Genomic DNA, 12,610 nt, shown 5'->3' with positions numbered 1-12,610 from the left:
ACAACCCACGCAATCAAGGACCCGCCCCTCCTGACGGTCCGCCGGGGGTGGGGAGGAGGCGGGTCAGGAGGTTGCGGGTGGTCAGGCCGTAGCGGGTCTTGGGGATCAGGAGGCGGGAGACCATCGTGACGTGGCGCCGGCGGGGGTCGGCCAGGGTGCGGTGGCGGTGTTCGTAGCGGGTCAGGGCGGTGGTGGTGCCGGCTGCCAGTTCCTCCGCCAGCGTGTATGCGGCCGACATGGCCAAGGTGGATCCGTCGCCGAACAGGGACACCGATGACGCGGCGTCGCCCACCAGCGTCACCCGTCCCGCCGTCCAGGTGTCCAGGCGGACCCGGCTGACCGCGTCGAAGAACAGGTCGTCCGTGGCAGCCACGTGTTCCATCAGTTCTGGCAGGCGCCAGGCGGGCTCGCGGTAGGCGGTGTACAGCAGGCGCCGGTGCTGTGCGGTGTCGCGGTGGTCGAAGCCGGGCAACGTGGGCGCGTGGAAGATGAAGGCCGCGACGGCCTCGCCGTTCGAGGGATGGAGGGTGGCGGAGCGGCCGGGGGCGTTGTACATGACGACCTCGCTCGGATCGGACACCCGCCCGGTGAAGGGGAGCGTCGCGACATAGAGCCCCAGATGCCGTACGAACCGGGATTCCGGGCCGAATGCCAGCCGCCGCACGTTGGAGTGCAGGCCGTCGGCGCCCACCACCAGGTCGAACCGCCGCCGCGTGCCACCGTCGAACTCGACGTCCACGCCGCCGCCGTCCTGCGTGAGGCTCGCGATCGAGTCGCCGTAGACGAACTCGGCGTGGTCGCGTGCGGCCTCCGTCAAAGTCCCGGCGAGGTCGGTACGGCGCAGCTCGACCTCCCCACCATCCGGCCGCCCAACGCGCATGCCGCCTACGCGCCGACCGGCGGCGTCCACGAACGACACCCTGTTCACGCGGGTGGCGGCCTCCCGCAGCCGGGGCAGCACGCCCATCCGCTCGGCCACCTCGACCGCGTGCCCCCGGACGTCCACCGGGCTGCCGCTCGAACGCTGTCCCGCCGACCGCTCGACGACGGTGGCGTTCATGCCGTGCCGCGCCAGCCAGTACGCCAGCGTGGAGCCCGCGATGCCCGCCCCTGAGATGAGGATGTTCATGATGGTCCTTCCTGACCATTGGTCAGTTGCGACCATAGCCCCCTGACCAATGGTCAGGCAAGAGGTAGGATGCGCGGTGTGATCGACACCAGGGACAGGATCCTCGCCGCCGCCGGGGAGCTGTTCGCGCGCCAGGGCAGCCAGAACACCTCGGTCCGGGAGATCGCCGAGGCGCTGGGGCTGACCAAGACCGCCGTTCTGTACCACTTCCGCACCAAGGCCGACATCCTCGCCACCCTCGCCCAGCCACTCATCGACGACACCGACGCGGCCGTTGAGCGGGTGGCGCGGGAGGGCGGCGGCGGGTGGGGGACGGTCGAGACGCTGCTGGAGGTGTACCTGCGGCACCGGGACGTGCTGAGCACCATCGTCGCCAACATGCCGGCGCTGCCGCCGGAGGTGTTCGAGCGGTGGTTCACGGTGATGAACCGCGCCAACGAGATGGTCGCCGGCCCCAGCCCCGACCTGGGCGAACGGGTGCGCGCCATCCAGGTGGTGGCCCTGCTCAGCGACCCGGTGATCCTGCTCGCCGACGTACCGACGGACGAACTACGCCACCACATCCTGAACGGCGCCCGCCGCCTGCTCACCGACCCCCCGGAACTTCCCGCCTCATCAGAACTCCCCGCAGAAGCGGAACCCCCCGGAAACACCAGCCCTTCGCCCAGGGGGCGGCGACCTGCGGCCGGAGGTGAGGGGCTGTCGGCCGGGGTGGGGCAGTCGTCGGCCGAGAGCGAGGGGTCGCTGGCCGGAGGCACGGAGCCTCCTGCGGGAGCGGGAGTCCCGGCGGCGAGGGGGCGGCGGCCTGCGGCCGGGAGGAAGCAGTCGTCGGCCGAGAGCGAGGGGTCGCTGGCCAGAGGGGAGAGGCCTGCGGTCGGAAGGCGGTGGTCTGTGGGCGGAGGCGGGGAGTCGCCGGCCGGAGGGGAGCGGCGTGTGGCTGGAGACGAAGGGGCTGAAGGGGAGAGGCGCGCGGCCGGAGGTGAGGGGTCTTTCGCGGGTGCGCGGGCGTCGGGCGCAGGTGAGGGGGCGTTGGCCGGAGGGGGTTCTGTGGGGGGTGGCGGGAAGGTGGGGGGTCGGCCTCGGAGTATGAGTGCGGAGATGATCGCCGAAGCCCGCCGCCTCCGCCGGAACGGCGACACCACCGTGTCGGAGATCGCCCGGATCCTGGGTGTCTCACGAGCCACCCTCTACCGCCACCTCTAGTTTTGAGACACAGCACGAAACCCGTTGCGCCTGGTTCGAGGCACGGGCAACGATGGAGCCCTTATGGTGACCGGTCAAGATCTTGAAATCGCGTGTGACGAGTCGGGGGCGGAGGGGGAGAACCTGACCGCCGCGATCACCGACGTGTTCGCGCATGCCAGCGTGTCGATGGAGATCGAGGCGGCCGACGACGTCATCCGCGTGCTCCGCGACCGCATCCGCTCACCCGCCACCGAGTACAAGGCCAACCACCTGCTGCGCGGCAAGCACCGGTCGGCCCTCGTCTGGCTCCTGGGCCAGTCCGGCCCCATCTACGGCACCGCCCGCGTCTACCTGGTGGAGAAACGCTTCTTCATCGTCAGCAGGATCGTCGACCTGCTGGACGACCCCTACAGCCCCAGCCTCGGCTTCTACCGTAGTTTTGAGACAGAGGCCCTCTACCGCACCGGCCCCGCCCTGGACGGCTGGACCGCGTTCCTGGAGTCCTTCAACGACGTCATGCGCGCCCGCGTACCGGCGCAGACCTTCTACGACCGGCTGAACGACCTGCGTGCCCCGGAACTGACCGGGCCGCTGGCCGCGACCCGCCGGAACATGGACGCCTTCCTGGCACGGCTGGCCGAGGACCCCCGCACGATCCCCGTCCTGGACCCCCTGATCCCCGCCATCATCCAGGCCGTCGTGGCCTGGAGCTCGTCGGGCCGCCCCGTCGAGGTCGTTCACGACCGGCAGACCACGCTGTCGGAGGAGCGGATCGTCGAGCTGAAGGGCGTCTTCAACGACCCCCGCCTGGCCTCCCGCGCCCGGCTGGCCGGTCTGCGCCTGACCGAGTCGCGGCTCGACGCGCGTATCCAGATCGCCGACTTCCTGGCCGGAGTGGCGAGGAAGATCGCCTCGGAGGAGCTGAACGGCCGCGGCGACGCCGAGCTGAACGACCTCCTGCGCCACTACGTCGACCCCGCCTCCCTCTGGGGGCACGAGGCAAGCTGGTCCCACCTGCACCCCTGACTCATTCCGACCGGCGTTGGTCACGCTCGGGTTACGGATCTCATCAAAGGTGGTCGAATCCGGCAAATCCCTTCAAAGTGGCGGGCGAGCTCTTTCCGCCCCTACGGGAGGTACGCGTGAAACGCGTCATCATGGTCTCCGCCGCGGCCTTACTTGTCGGTGCCGCCCTGTCGGCACCGGTACAGGCACAGCGGCAAGGACCAGAAGCCGAGTACGTGGTGCTCTACAAGGACGGCGCCACCGGCGCCCGCCAGGCCATCGAGGCAGCGGGCGGCGTCGTCGTCAAGGAGAACACCGCGGTCGGCCTGGCCACCGTCACGACCAGCCGCGCCGACTTCGCCGCCGCGCTGGCGTCGGACGGGGCGATCGAGGGTGTCGCCCGCAACCGCACGATCGGGCAGGCGCCGCCCAGCGCACGGGCCGTCGGTACGGCACGCCGTACCGACACGGTCGAAAAGGAAGGGCACGACGCCGGCCGCGGCAAGGCGGGCCCGACGGCCGGAAGGCCGAGGCCGGGCGCCGAGCCGCTGGCCGAGCTGCAGTGGGACATGAAGCAGATGAACGCGACCGCGGACGGTTCGCACCGGTACAACCAGGGCGGACGCGACGTGGTCGTGGCCATTCTGGACACCGGCGTGGACGGCACGCACCCGGACATCGCACCCAACTTCAGCAACGCGCTGAGCAGGAACTTCACCACCGACATCCCCGCCGACGCCAACGGCGCGCCGGTCGACGGGCCGTGCGCGGACGAGGCCGACGGTTCGTGCGAGGACGCGGCCAACGTGGACGAGAACGGCCACGGCACCCACGTGGCGTCCTCGATCGGCTCGCCGATCAACCGGCTGGGCATCGCGGGCGTGGCGCCCAAGGTGACGCTGGTCAACCTGCGGGCCGGCCAGGACTCCGGTTACTTCTTCCTGCAGCCCAGCGTGGACGCGCTGACGTACGCCGGCGACCACGGCATCGACGTGGTCAACATGAGCTACTACATCGACCCGTGGCTGTTCAACTGCACGGACAACGCCGCAGATTCCCCCGCGGACCGGGCCGAGCAGGCAGTGATCATCAAGGCGACGCAGCGGGCGCTCGACTACGCCCACCGGCGCGGCGTCACGCTGGTGGCGGCGGCGGGCAACCAGGCCGCCGACTACACCAAGCCCTACGTGGACACGAGCAGCCCCGACTTCGCCAGCGAGCCCGGCGAGGCGCCGTACGAGCGGACCATCCCGCCGAGCTGCATCTCCATGCCCGGCGAGGGACGCAACGTGATCAGCGTCTCGGCCACCGGCATCAGCAAGCGCAAGTCGTACTTCTCCAGCTTCGGCAACGGATTCGTCGACGTGTCCGCCCCCGGCGGCGACGTCTACGACACCGCGGCCAACACCCGCGACGTCACCAAGGCCACGCTGTCGGCCTACCCCGAGCAGCTCGCCAGGGACAACGGCGAGCTCAACCCCGACGGCTCGCCCAACGTCGACTACGTGGTCCGGGACTGCCAGCGCGGCACCTGCGCCTACTACCAGTACTTGCAGGGCACCTCGATGGCCTCCCCGCGCGCCGCGGGCGTCGCCGCGCTGATCGTCAGCAGGTACGGCCACCGCGACCCGAGGCACGGCGGCAAGACCCTGAACCCGAGCATCGTCGAATCCGTCCTCAAGGCCTCCGCGACCAGGACCTCGTGCCCGACGCCGCCGGCCTTCACCTACACCCGCCACCTGCCCAACGGCACCACCGTGACCGCCACGCACCTGTGCGAGGGCGGCCGGGCCCGTAACGGCTTCTACGGCTCCGGCATCGTCGACGCCCTGGACGCCGTCCGCTGAATCCCGCCAGGTGCGGCCGCCGGGCCGCACCTGGTCTCAGCCCGTGATCAGGAGATAGTCGATCTTCCCGGCGTCGTCGACCGAGATCTCCGCCTTGTACTCCTGCCCGGACGCGGACGCCTTGCCCTTCAGCGCGTCCGGCTTCACCTCGGTCAGCTCCGTCACCTTCAGCCCGGCCAGAGTCTTGGCGACCCGGTTGAACTCCTCCGGCGGGATCTCCTTGAGGAAGGCCGCGCTGAGGTGCTCCTTGAGCTCCTTGTCCGCGACCGGCGTCCGGTTCACGGCGTCCATGTACCAGCTCAGCTGCTTGCCCGCCGGACTGTCGGGAACGGCGACCGCCGTCCCGCCGTCGCCGCCACACCCCGCCGCCGCGATCGAGACGGCGGCCAGCAACGCGGCCAACACCCTGACAGCTTTCACCAAGTCTCCTCATGATCTCGCCGGACCGGGGGGAGATCATACCGTTCAGGCAGAATGAGGCGATGGAGGGAGCGGCCGGTGACCGTGCGGCAGGCCGTACTCGAAATCTGATGGAAGGCTCGGCCGGGAGCGGGCAATCACAGGTGTCCAGACTTCCCGGCAAGAGAGAACGCCGCATGACCCTGTCACTCGACGGCGCGGTCGCCGACCCCGAGCGATTCGCCACCGTCTTCGACGCGCACTACGAGGAGATACGCCGCTACGTCGGCCGCCGCCTCGACCTCGACATCGCCGAGGACCTCGCCGCGGAGACGTTTCTGATCGCCTTCCGCCGCCGCGACAGCTTCGACGCCGCCCAAGGCGGCATCAGACCTTGGCTGTACGGCATAGCCACCAACCTCATCGGCAAACACCGGCGGGCCGAGCTCCGGCGCTACCGCGCGCTGGCCAGATCCGGCCCGTCCCCCGGCGACGACGGCCACGAACAACGTGTCGTGGACCGGATCGCCGCCGGGGTGACCGTCCAGAAGCTCTCGGCCGCGCTGGCCGGGCTGTCGCGCGGGGAACGCGACGTGGTGCTGCTCGTCGCGTACGGCGAGCTGACCTATGACGAGGTGGCCGCGGCGCTCGGCGTCGCCAACGGCACCGTCGCCTCCCGGCTGAGCCGGGCCAGGAACAAGCTGCGTGACGCGTTGGGAGTTGAGGTGTGATGAAGGAGTTCCAGCTCATCGACGAGGTGATGCCGGACGTGCCGCCCGCCGACCCGGCCAGGGCGATGGCGCTCCGCGCGCGGATGCTCGGCGGCGCGCGACGCCGCGGCCTGCCGGCCTGGTCCAGGATGGCGCTCGCGGCCGCGGCGGTCGCCGTGGTGCTGACCGGCGGCTTCGTGGTGGCGCCCATGCTGGGCGGCCCCCGGATCGAGACGGCGGCGCGCGTACCGGATCCGGCCGCGGTGCTCGGCACGGCGGCCGACCGGCTGGCCGCGCGACCTCCCGGCGAGGGCGCCTGGTGGCGGCGGGACCTGCTGCGCCACTCGCGGACCAGGACCGCCGCCGGATACACCGTCGAGCACCGGATCGAGGAGGTGTTGTGGGTGAACAGGGAAGGACGCCGGCACACCGATCGCGGTCAGGTCACCACCCAACCGCTCACCCCCGCCGACGAACAGGCGTGGAAGGACGCCGGTTCGCCCGCGCTCTGCCAGGGCAGCGACGGCTGCGACATCGGCAGGACCTACTTCATCCCCTTGACCCTCACGCCCGTCACCAGTCTGCCCACCGAGGCCGGCGCGCTGAAGGCCGAGATGCTCAAGGAGTTCCCCGCCGACGGGGCCGACAGCCAGGAGAGCTGGCTCTGGGCCTCGGCCAAGTGGATGCTCCTCGACGCCGAGAGCACCCCGGGCACGAGGGCGGCGCTCTACCGGCTGCTCGCCGGGCTGCCGGGCTTCCGGGTCGCCGACGGGGTCACCGACGCCGAGGGCCGCGCCGGGGTGGCGGTGGAGTACGGCGAGCAGCGGATCATCATCGACCGGGACACCGGTGAGCTGCTGGCCGTACAGGATGAGATGACGTCGTACGTGGTCAGGCGGCTGGGCTGGACCGACGAGACGCCGCGGGACTAGGGCGTTCAGCGGACCCTGTCGTACACCATGGCCATCTCGCCGAGCGGGCCGGTCACCTGGTGGGTGAGCGTCCACTTGGTGGCCGGCAGGCCGTCCTCGAACAGGCGCTGCCCGCCGCCGACGATCTCGGGGAAGATCATGAGGTACAGCCGGTCGAGCAGGTCCGCCGCCAGCAGCGCCTTGATGATGGTGGGGCTGGTGTTGGCCAGGATCTCGCCCTCGCCGGTGGCCTTGAGCTCGGTGACGACGTCGGCGACGGGGGCGTTCACCAGGCGCGTGCGCTCCCACGGCGCTTCGGTCAGGGTGGTGGAGAAGACCACTTTCTCGGTGTTGACCAGCCACTTGGCGTAGCCGCGGTCACGCGGGTCGGCGTTGTCGTCCTCGGCGACCGTGGACCAGTAGCCGATGAAGCCTTCGGCGTTGACCCGGCCGAGCACCGCCGTCGTGGCGTTCTCCCAGATGAGGTTCATGTGGTCGCGGGCGACGTCGCTGGTCACGTACGGGGCGAACGCCCCGAAGTCGCCGGGCCCGCCGGCGCCGTGGTAGCGGCCGTCGAGGGTGAGGGAGATGTTCGCGGTCACCTTGCGGGTCATTTCGTGCTCCTTGTGTCGGCGGCGATGGCCGCGGTCAGCTTGTCGAGGCTCTGGCCGAAGCCGATCTCGATGCCGGCGATGAAGTCGGCGGATTCGACGGTGCTGTCGGTGATCCGCCAGTGGACGTCGAGTTCCGTGCCCGTGCCGGTGGGCCGGAGCCCGAGGTCGACGTGGGCGGTGAAGGCGGTTCCGCCGCCGGGTAGCAGCGGGGAGTTGCGGTAGGTGAGGCGCTCGCGGGGGCGTACCTCGCCGACGACTCCCTCGGCGCGTCCGACCACCAGGTCGGTGCCGTCGGCGTCCTCGGCGTCGCGGTACTCGTGGAAGATCCGGCCGCCCGGCCGCGCCTCGAAGACGAGCTCGGAGACGCGCAGGTCGTCGGGTGTCCACCAGTGGGCGAGCAGGGAGGTCTCGGTCAGATGGCGCCAGACCAGCTCAGGTGGTCCGGGCAGCACGCGCTGGAACCGGAACGAACGGCCGTCGGCCCAGCCCGCCTCGTCCGCCGCGAGCCGCTCCGCGTCGAGGCTGCGCTCGTAGCGGTCGAAGGTCTCGCGGTGGCCGCCGCGTTGGTCCGCGGTCTCGGCCAGCCGGTTGATCGCGGCCGCCAGGTCCCGCAGGGGGCCCGGCTGAAGCGCGTAGACGCGGCGCTGGCCGGTGCGGTGGGAGGTGACGACGCCGGCGCGTTCCAGGGTCTGCAGATGTTTGGTCGTCTGCGGCTGGCGCGCGTCGGCGAGCTGGGCGAGGACGCCGACCGAGCGGGGCCGCTCGGCCAACAGGGTGACGAGCCGCCAGCGGGCCGGGTCGGCCAGTGCGGTGAGGAGTGCGTCCATGGCTTTGAGTATTCACCATGGCGAATATTCGTGTCAAGGAATAACTTCGAGCAACCGGCGGTAGATCGGCTTCGTCCCGAGCTGCGGCTCGTGGTGCCCGGACAGGATCGACCCGCTGGTCACCCCGGCGGCCGTGACCAGCGTCCCGCGTACGTGGTAGTCGGGGTGCACGCCGTCGTCGCTCGTCCGGCGCTCGAACTCCACCGTGAGCTCGTCCCCCCGCCGCACCGGCACGACGGAGTCGAACACCGGCAGGTACACCGGCATCCAGTTCGTCCTGTCCCGCAGCGAGTCCACCCGCCTGGCGCCCGCGCCCGCCTCCAGCCCGATCCAGCACAACAACCCGTCCACGGCCCCGTCGCGCTCGATCGTCAGGCTCACGCGCGAGGTGTCCTCCAGCGGTGCGGACCCGTCGAACCGGAGTCTCTCCACCACCCCGGCCGTCGACAGCAGGACCTCCGGCCCCGGATCGGCCACCGAAAGCCGCACGTCGAAGGGCCGCTCATAAAGATCGAAGATCTTCCTGAGGTACGGCAGCGCCTTCCGCGAAAAGGCCGGGCCATCGGGAAACAGCTCCCGCGACGACACCGCCCCGGCCAAGGTGTCACAGGCGGCGGGCACGACCACGCCGTCGTGGGTGAGCAGGCGCGCGTGCGCGTCGGTCATGGCCGCGAGCATGCCCTCCGAGCTGGCGATCGACCCGATGAGCTCGGCCACGCACACCTCCGCCCGCTCCGCCGGTCGCACGTCGAAGGAGGTGCCGTGCACGACCTCGATGATGTCGGCGTACGGCGAGGCCGCCCCCCTCCTTGCCGCCATGGCGTGGCTCTCCCCGTTGGCCTCGATCGCGTACACGTGCTTGGCCCCGTGACCGGCGGCTTCCAGGGCCCAGTTGAGGTCGCGGCCGGTCCCGATGTCGATGACCCGGCGGCCCGGCGCCACCGCCCGGAGCGCGTGGCCGAGGGCGGCGTTCCTGAGGTGGTCGTGGGTCATGACGTAGTACAGGATCCGGTCGTAGAAGGGATATTCGCCGATGGACGGCCAGAGGACGGGGCTGTCGCTGACCGCGATGCCGACCGATCCACCCTGCCAGGTGTAGATGTCACGCGTCATGGTCGTCAGCCTTGTCCGGGGACTCTGGGGCGCCGCCGTACGCGCGAAGGACGCCGGGAGGGATGTCGGTGTCGGAGACGGGGACGGCGATCAGCGCGAGCGCGCCGTTCTTGGCGTGTTCGGCGGCCTTCTCCAGTGCGGGGTCGAGGTCGCCGGTCGTCCGGCAGCGGGTGCTCCAGCCGCCGAGCGCGCGGATGACCGCCTCGTAGGGCGGCTCGCCGCCGGCGAACCGGGTGATGCGGGTGTCGGATCCGGCCAGGGCGCGGACGTAGCGTGGCCAGCCGAAGCCGCCGTTCTCGAAGACGAGGAAGACGATTCCGCGCCCTTGCTCGGCGGCGACCGGCAGCGCGTTCATGCTCATCGTCATCGCGCCGTCGCCGCAGATCACGACGGTGGGCAGCGACGGCTCGGCGAGCGCGGCGCCCAGCGACGCGGCGACGCCGAAGCCCATCATGGTCTGCTCGCCCGGCGCCACCACCTTGGCCCGCTCGGACAGCGACAGCAGGGGGTAGTGGTAGCTCCACATGTCGTGCAGGCCGTTCTCCTGGACGAGCACGAGGTCGCGCCCGAACCTGGACCGGACCGCGCGCAGGGCCGACGCGGCGAAGGAGCCGGCGTGGGGGAGTTCGGTCTTCACCGCGGAGACGCGCTCGGACCAGGCCGGCGACGGGTGCGCCGTGAGGCCGTCGGCGAGCAGGCGCGCGGTGAGCGCGGCGTCGCCGGCCAGCGCGATCTCGGGGCGGACGGCGAGGTCGAAGGCGTCGGGATCGGCGTCCACGTGGATCAGGCGCTGCCCGGTCAGGCTCCACCCCGTGCGTACGGTCTCCTCCAGGCGGGTGCCCAATGCCAGGATCACATCGGCGTCGTCGAGCAGTCCGGCGGCGGGAGCGGCGGCGTAGAGCCCGGCGAGTCCGCAGTAGCGCGGGTGGTCCTCGTCGAGCACGCCCCGCCCGGCGGCGGTGGCGAACACGGCCGCGCCCCAGGTCTCGGCCAGCGCCCGCAGCGGAGCGCCCGCGCCGGCCGCCTTCGCGCCGCCGCCCGCGATGATCACCGGCGCGGTGGCCGTCGCCATCATGTCCAGCGCCCGGCCGAGATCGTCCCCGGCGGGAGCCGAGCGCAGCCGTCGCAGGGGAGTCGTCAGCGCGGCGTTTCGCGGTGGCTCGCCCTGGAGTGCCTCCTCGGCCAGCTCGACGACCACGACCCCGGGCGCGCCGTTGATCGCACGGTGCACGGCCTGCCGCAGGGCCCAGTCCAGCTGGTCCACGTCCTCGGCCAGCACGTACCACTTGGCCACGGCGGCGCTGACCGCACGCTGGTCCACCTGCTGGAAGCCGCCCCTGCCCAGACCGGCCCGGGGGATCCGCGTGGTCACCACGACGACGGGCGCGTGCAGCGACGCCGCCTCCAGCAGGCCCGCCAGGGCGTTGGGCAGCGAAGGGCCGGAGTTGGTCGCGAGGACGGCCGGGCCGCCGGACACCAGCGCGTGCCCAGCCGCCAGGCAGGCGCCCGCCCGCTGGTCGCGCACCGGCACCACCTTGAGCCCGGGTACGGCGAGGGCGGCGTCGAGCAGAGCGGGTTCGTCGGAGGGCACGCCGGTCACCAGATCGCATCCGGCGTGCGCGAGGGTCGTGGCGATGTGGCGCCACATGGCCGTCCCGGGCTCAGCCGACGGCATGCGCACCGCCGTCCACGTGCAGGATCTCCCCGGTCGTTGCGGGGAACCAGTCGGAGAACAACGCCACGCAGGCCCGTGCCACGGGATCGGCGTCGGCCTCCCAGCCCAGCGGGGCCCTGGCCTGCCATTTGGCGTAGAAGTCGTCGCCGGGCTGCTTGTCGAACTCCGCGGCCGCCACGGTCCTGATCGGGCCCGCCGCGACCAGGTTCACCCGGATGCCCTGGGGGCCGAGGTAGTACGCGAGGTAGCGGGCGCAGGATTCGAGCCCGCTCTTGGCCACGCCCATCCAGTCGTACTCGGACCAGCTCACCGAGGAGTCGAAGTCGAGCCCGACGATCGACGAGCCCGGCTTGCGCAGCAGGGGCAGGAGCGCGATCGACAGGCTGTGGAGCGAGTAGGTCGAGGTCCGCAGCGTGGTGGCGACGTCCGGCCACGTGGTGGTGGTGAAGTTGCCGCCCAGAGCGGCGGGCGGCGCGTAGGCGATCGAGTGGAGCACGCCGTCGAGCTCGCCGAGATGCTCGCCGACGCGGTCGGCGAGGTCGGCGAGTTGTTCGGGGTCGGTGACGTCGAGGCCGACGACCGGTGCCGGACCCGGCAGCCGGCGCACGAGGCGCTCGACGAGGCTTGCCCGGGGAAAGGCCGTGAGAACGACTTCCGCGCCATTCTCCAGTGCCAGCCTGGCCACGTGGAATGCGATGGACGAGGGGGTGAGAACACCCGTGATGAGCAGTCGTTTTCCGGTCAGTATCCCGTTCAACCCCGGGCCGCCATCGCCTGCTCGATGTGGTCGATCAGGTCCTCGACCGTCACTATTTTCGGCATCTCCGCGTCCGTGATCTCGACCGCGAACTTGTCCTCGACCGCCACCCCGATCTCGACCATAGACAGCGAGTCGATATCGAGGTCATCGACGATGGATTTCTTCGGCGATACATCTGCCGCTTGCATTCCTGTTACTTCCTGGATGATGGCGCTGACCTCGCCGTATATGTCTTCGCGAGTTTCAGTCATTACCCAGCCTCTCGATGGAAGTTACGCCGAATGAGGTTATACGTCGGAACACTTGTAAGCGTCAAGGATGGTCGATGATCCTTTTCGGACTGGCCGTTATCCGTGTCCAGATGCCGGACAATCTGGCTGGATCGATTTCCAGACTTCTCATAATCGCTGGTAGGCGCTCTGTCGCTGCCCTGAC

The 12,610-nt window shown here is 70.8% G+C and carries 13 protein-coding genes; 5 read left to right on the top strand and 8 right to left on the bottom strand.

Features of this window, described 5'->3' with window-relative positions; translation table 11 throughout:
* Positions 1–13: 13 nt before the first annotated feature.
* Positions 14–1,129: an FAD-dependent monooxygenase gene (locus tag ACFWY5_RS00500; RefSeq protein ID WP_379630152.1), complete on the bottom strand. Its 1,116-nt coding sequence runs from the start codon at positions 1,127–1,129 to the stop codon at positions 14–16.
* Positions 1,130–1,207: 78 nt separating this feature from the next.
* Between ACFWY5_RS00500 and ACFWY5_RS00495 the strand changes: the two genes are divergently transcribed.
* The 3 genes from ACFWY5_RS00495 (at position 1,208) to ACFWY5_RS00485 (ending at position 5,166) form a co-directional block, all read left to right on the top strand.
* The gene (locus tag ACFWY5_RS00495) at positions 1,208–2,332 is read left to right on the top strand and encodes a TetR family transcriptional regulator (protein WP_379630151.1); all 1,125 of its coding nucleotides are present in this window, start codon (positions 1,208–1,210) and stop codon (positions 2,330–2,332) included.
* Positions 2,333–2,395: 63 nt separating this feature from the next.
* Positions 2,396–3,340 carry a hypothetical protein gene (locus tag ACFWY5_RS00490; RefSeq protein WP_379630150.1) on the top strand — a complete coding sequence of 315 codons (945 nt, stop codon included), beginning with the start codon at positions 2,396–2,398 and terminating at the stop codon, positions 3,338–3,340.
* A 116-nt stretch (positions 3,341–3,456) separates the two neighbouring features.
* Positions 3,457–5,166, top strand: a complete 1,710-nt coding sequence (locus ACFWY5_RS00485; protein WP_379630149.1) for a S8 family serine peptidase — start codon at positions 3,457–3,459, stop codon at positions 5,164–5,166.
* A 36-nt stretch (positions 5,167–5,202) separates the two neighbouring features.
* On the opposite strand, the gene ACFWY5_RS00480 is transcribed toward ACFWY5_RS00485, so the two are convergent.
* On the bottom strand, positions 5,203–5,586 hold the full coding sequence (locus tag ACFWY5_RS00480) for a Cpe/LpqF family protein (protein ID WP_379630148.1): 384 nt from the start codon (positions 5,584–5,586) through the stop codon (positions 5,203–5,205).
* Between the two features lie 176 nt (positions 5,587–5,762).
* On the opposite strand from ACFWY5_RS00480, the gene ACFWY5_RS00475 reads away from it, so the two are divergent.
* Positions 5,763–6,296, top strand: coding sequence for an RNA polymerase sigma factor (locus tag ACFWY5_RS00475; protein ID WP_379610284.1), 534 nt, complete (start codon positions 5,763–5,765; stop codon positions 6,294–6,296).
* Positions 6,296–7,207: a CU044_5270 family protein gene (locus tag ACFWY5_RS00470; protein WP_379630358.1), complete on the top strand. Its 912-nt coding sequence runs from the start codon at positions 6,296–6,298 to the stop codon at positions 7,205–7,207. The genes ACFWY5_RS00475 and ACFWY5_RS00470 overlap by 1 nt, the downstream gene beginning before the upstream one ends.
* A 5-nt stretch (positions 7,208–7,212) precedes the next feature.
* On the opposite strand, the gene ACFWY5_RS00465 is transcribed toward ACFWY5_RS00470, so the two are convergent.
* From ACFWY5_RS00465 to ACFWY5_RS00440, 6 genes are read right to left on the bottom strand one after another with little or no spacing between them, the layout of a single operon-like run.
* A complete protein-coding gene (locus ACFWY5_RS00465; protein ID WP_379630147.1) occupies positions 7,213–7,800 on the bottom strand; it encodes a dihydrofolate reductase family protein in 588 nt (195 codons plus the stop codon).
* Positions 7,797–8,627, bottom strand: coding sequence for a metalloregulator ArsR/SmtB family transcription factor (locus ACFWY5_RS00460; RefSeq protein ID WP_379630146.1), 831 nt, complete (start codon positions 8,625–8,627; stop codon positions 7,797–7,799). The genes ACFWY5_RS00465 and ACFWY5_RS00460 overlap by 4 nt, the downstream gene beginning before the upstream one ends.
* Before the next feature lie 33 nt (positions 8,628–8,660).
* Positions 8,661–9,740, bottom strand: coding sequence for a hypothetical protein (locus ACFWY5_RS00455; protein ID WP_379630145.1), 1,080 nt, complete (start codon positions 9,738–9,740; stop codon positions 8,661–8,663).
* On the bottom strand, positions 9,730–11,415 hold the full coding sequence (locus ACFWY5_RS00450) for a thiamine pyrophosphate-binding protein (RefSeq protein WP_379630144.1): 1,686 nt from the start codon (positions 11,413–11,415) through the stop codon (positions 9,730–9,732). Before ACFWY5_RS00450 ends, ACFWY5_RS00455 begins: the two co-directional genes overlap by 11 nt.
* Positions 11,402–12,172 (bottom strand): enoyl-ACP reductase FabI, encoded by a 771-nt coding sequence (gene fabI, locus ACFWY5_RS00445; RefSeq protein ID WP_379610279.1) that lies wholly within the window; start codon positions 12,170–12,172, stop codon positions 11,402–11,404. The genes ACFWY5_RS00450 and fabI overlap by 14 nt, the downstream gene beginning before the upstream one ends.
* Positions 12,169–12,426, bottom strand: coding sequence for an acyl carrier protein (locus ACFWY5_RS00440; RefSeq protein ID WP_379610278.1), 258 nt, complete (start codon positions 12,424–12,426; stop codon positions 12,169–12,171). The genes fabI and ACFWY5_RS00440 overlap by 4 nt, the downstream gene beginning before the upstream one ends.
* Positions 12,427–12,610 lie beyond the last annotated feature (184 nt).

It is taken from the genome of Nonomuraea sp. NPDC059007, from assembly GCF_042740555.1.
GTDB lineage: Bacteria > Actinomycetota > Actinomycetes > Streptosporangiales > Streptosporangiaceae > Nonomuraea.
The sequence above is the reverse complement of the archived record's forward strand: the minus strand, read 5'-3'. Positions and strand labels throughout refer to the sequence as shown.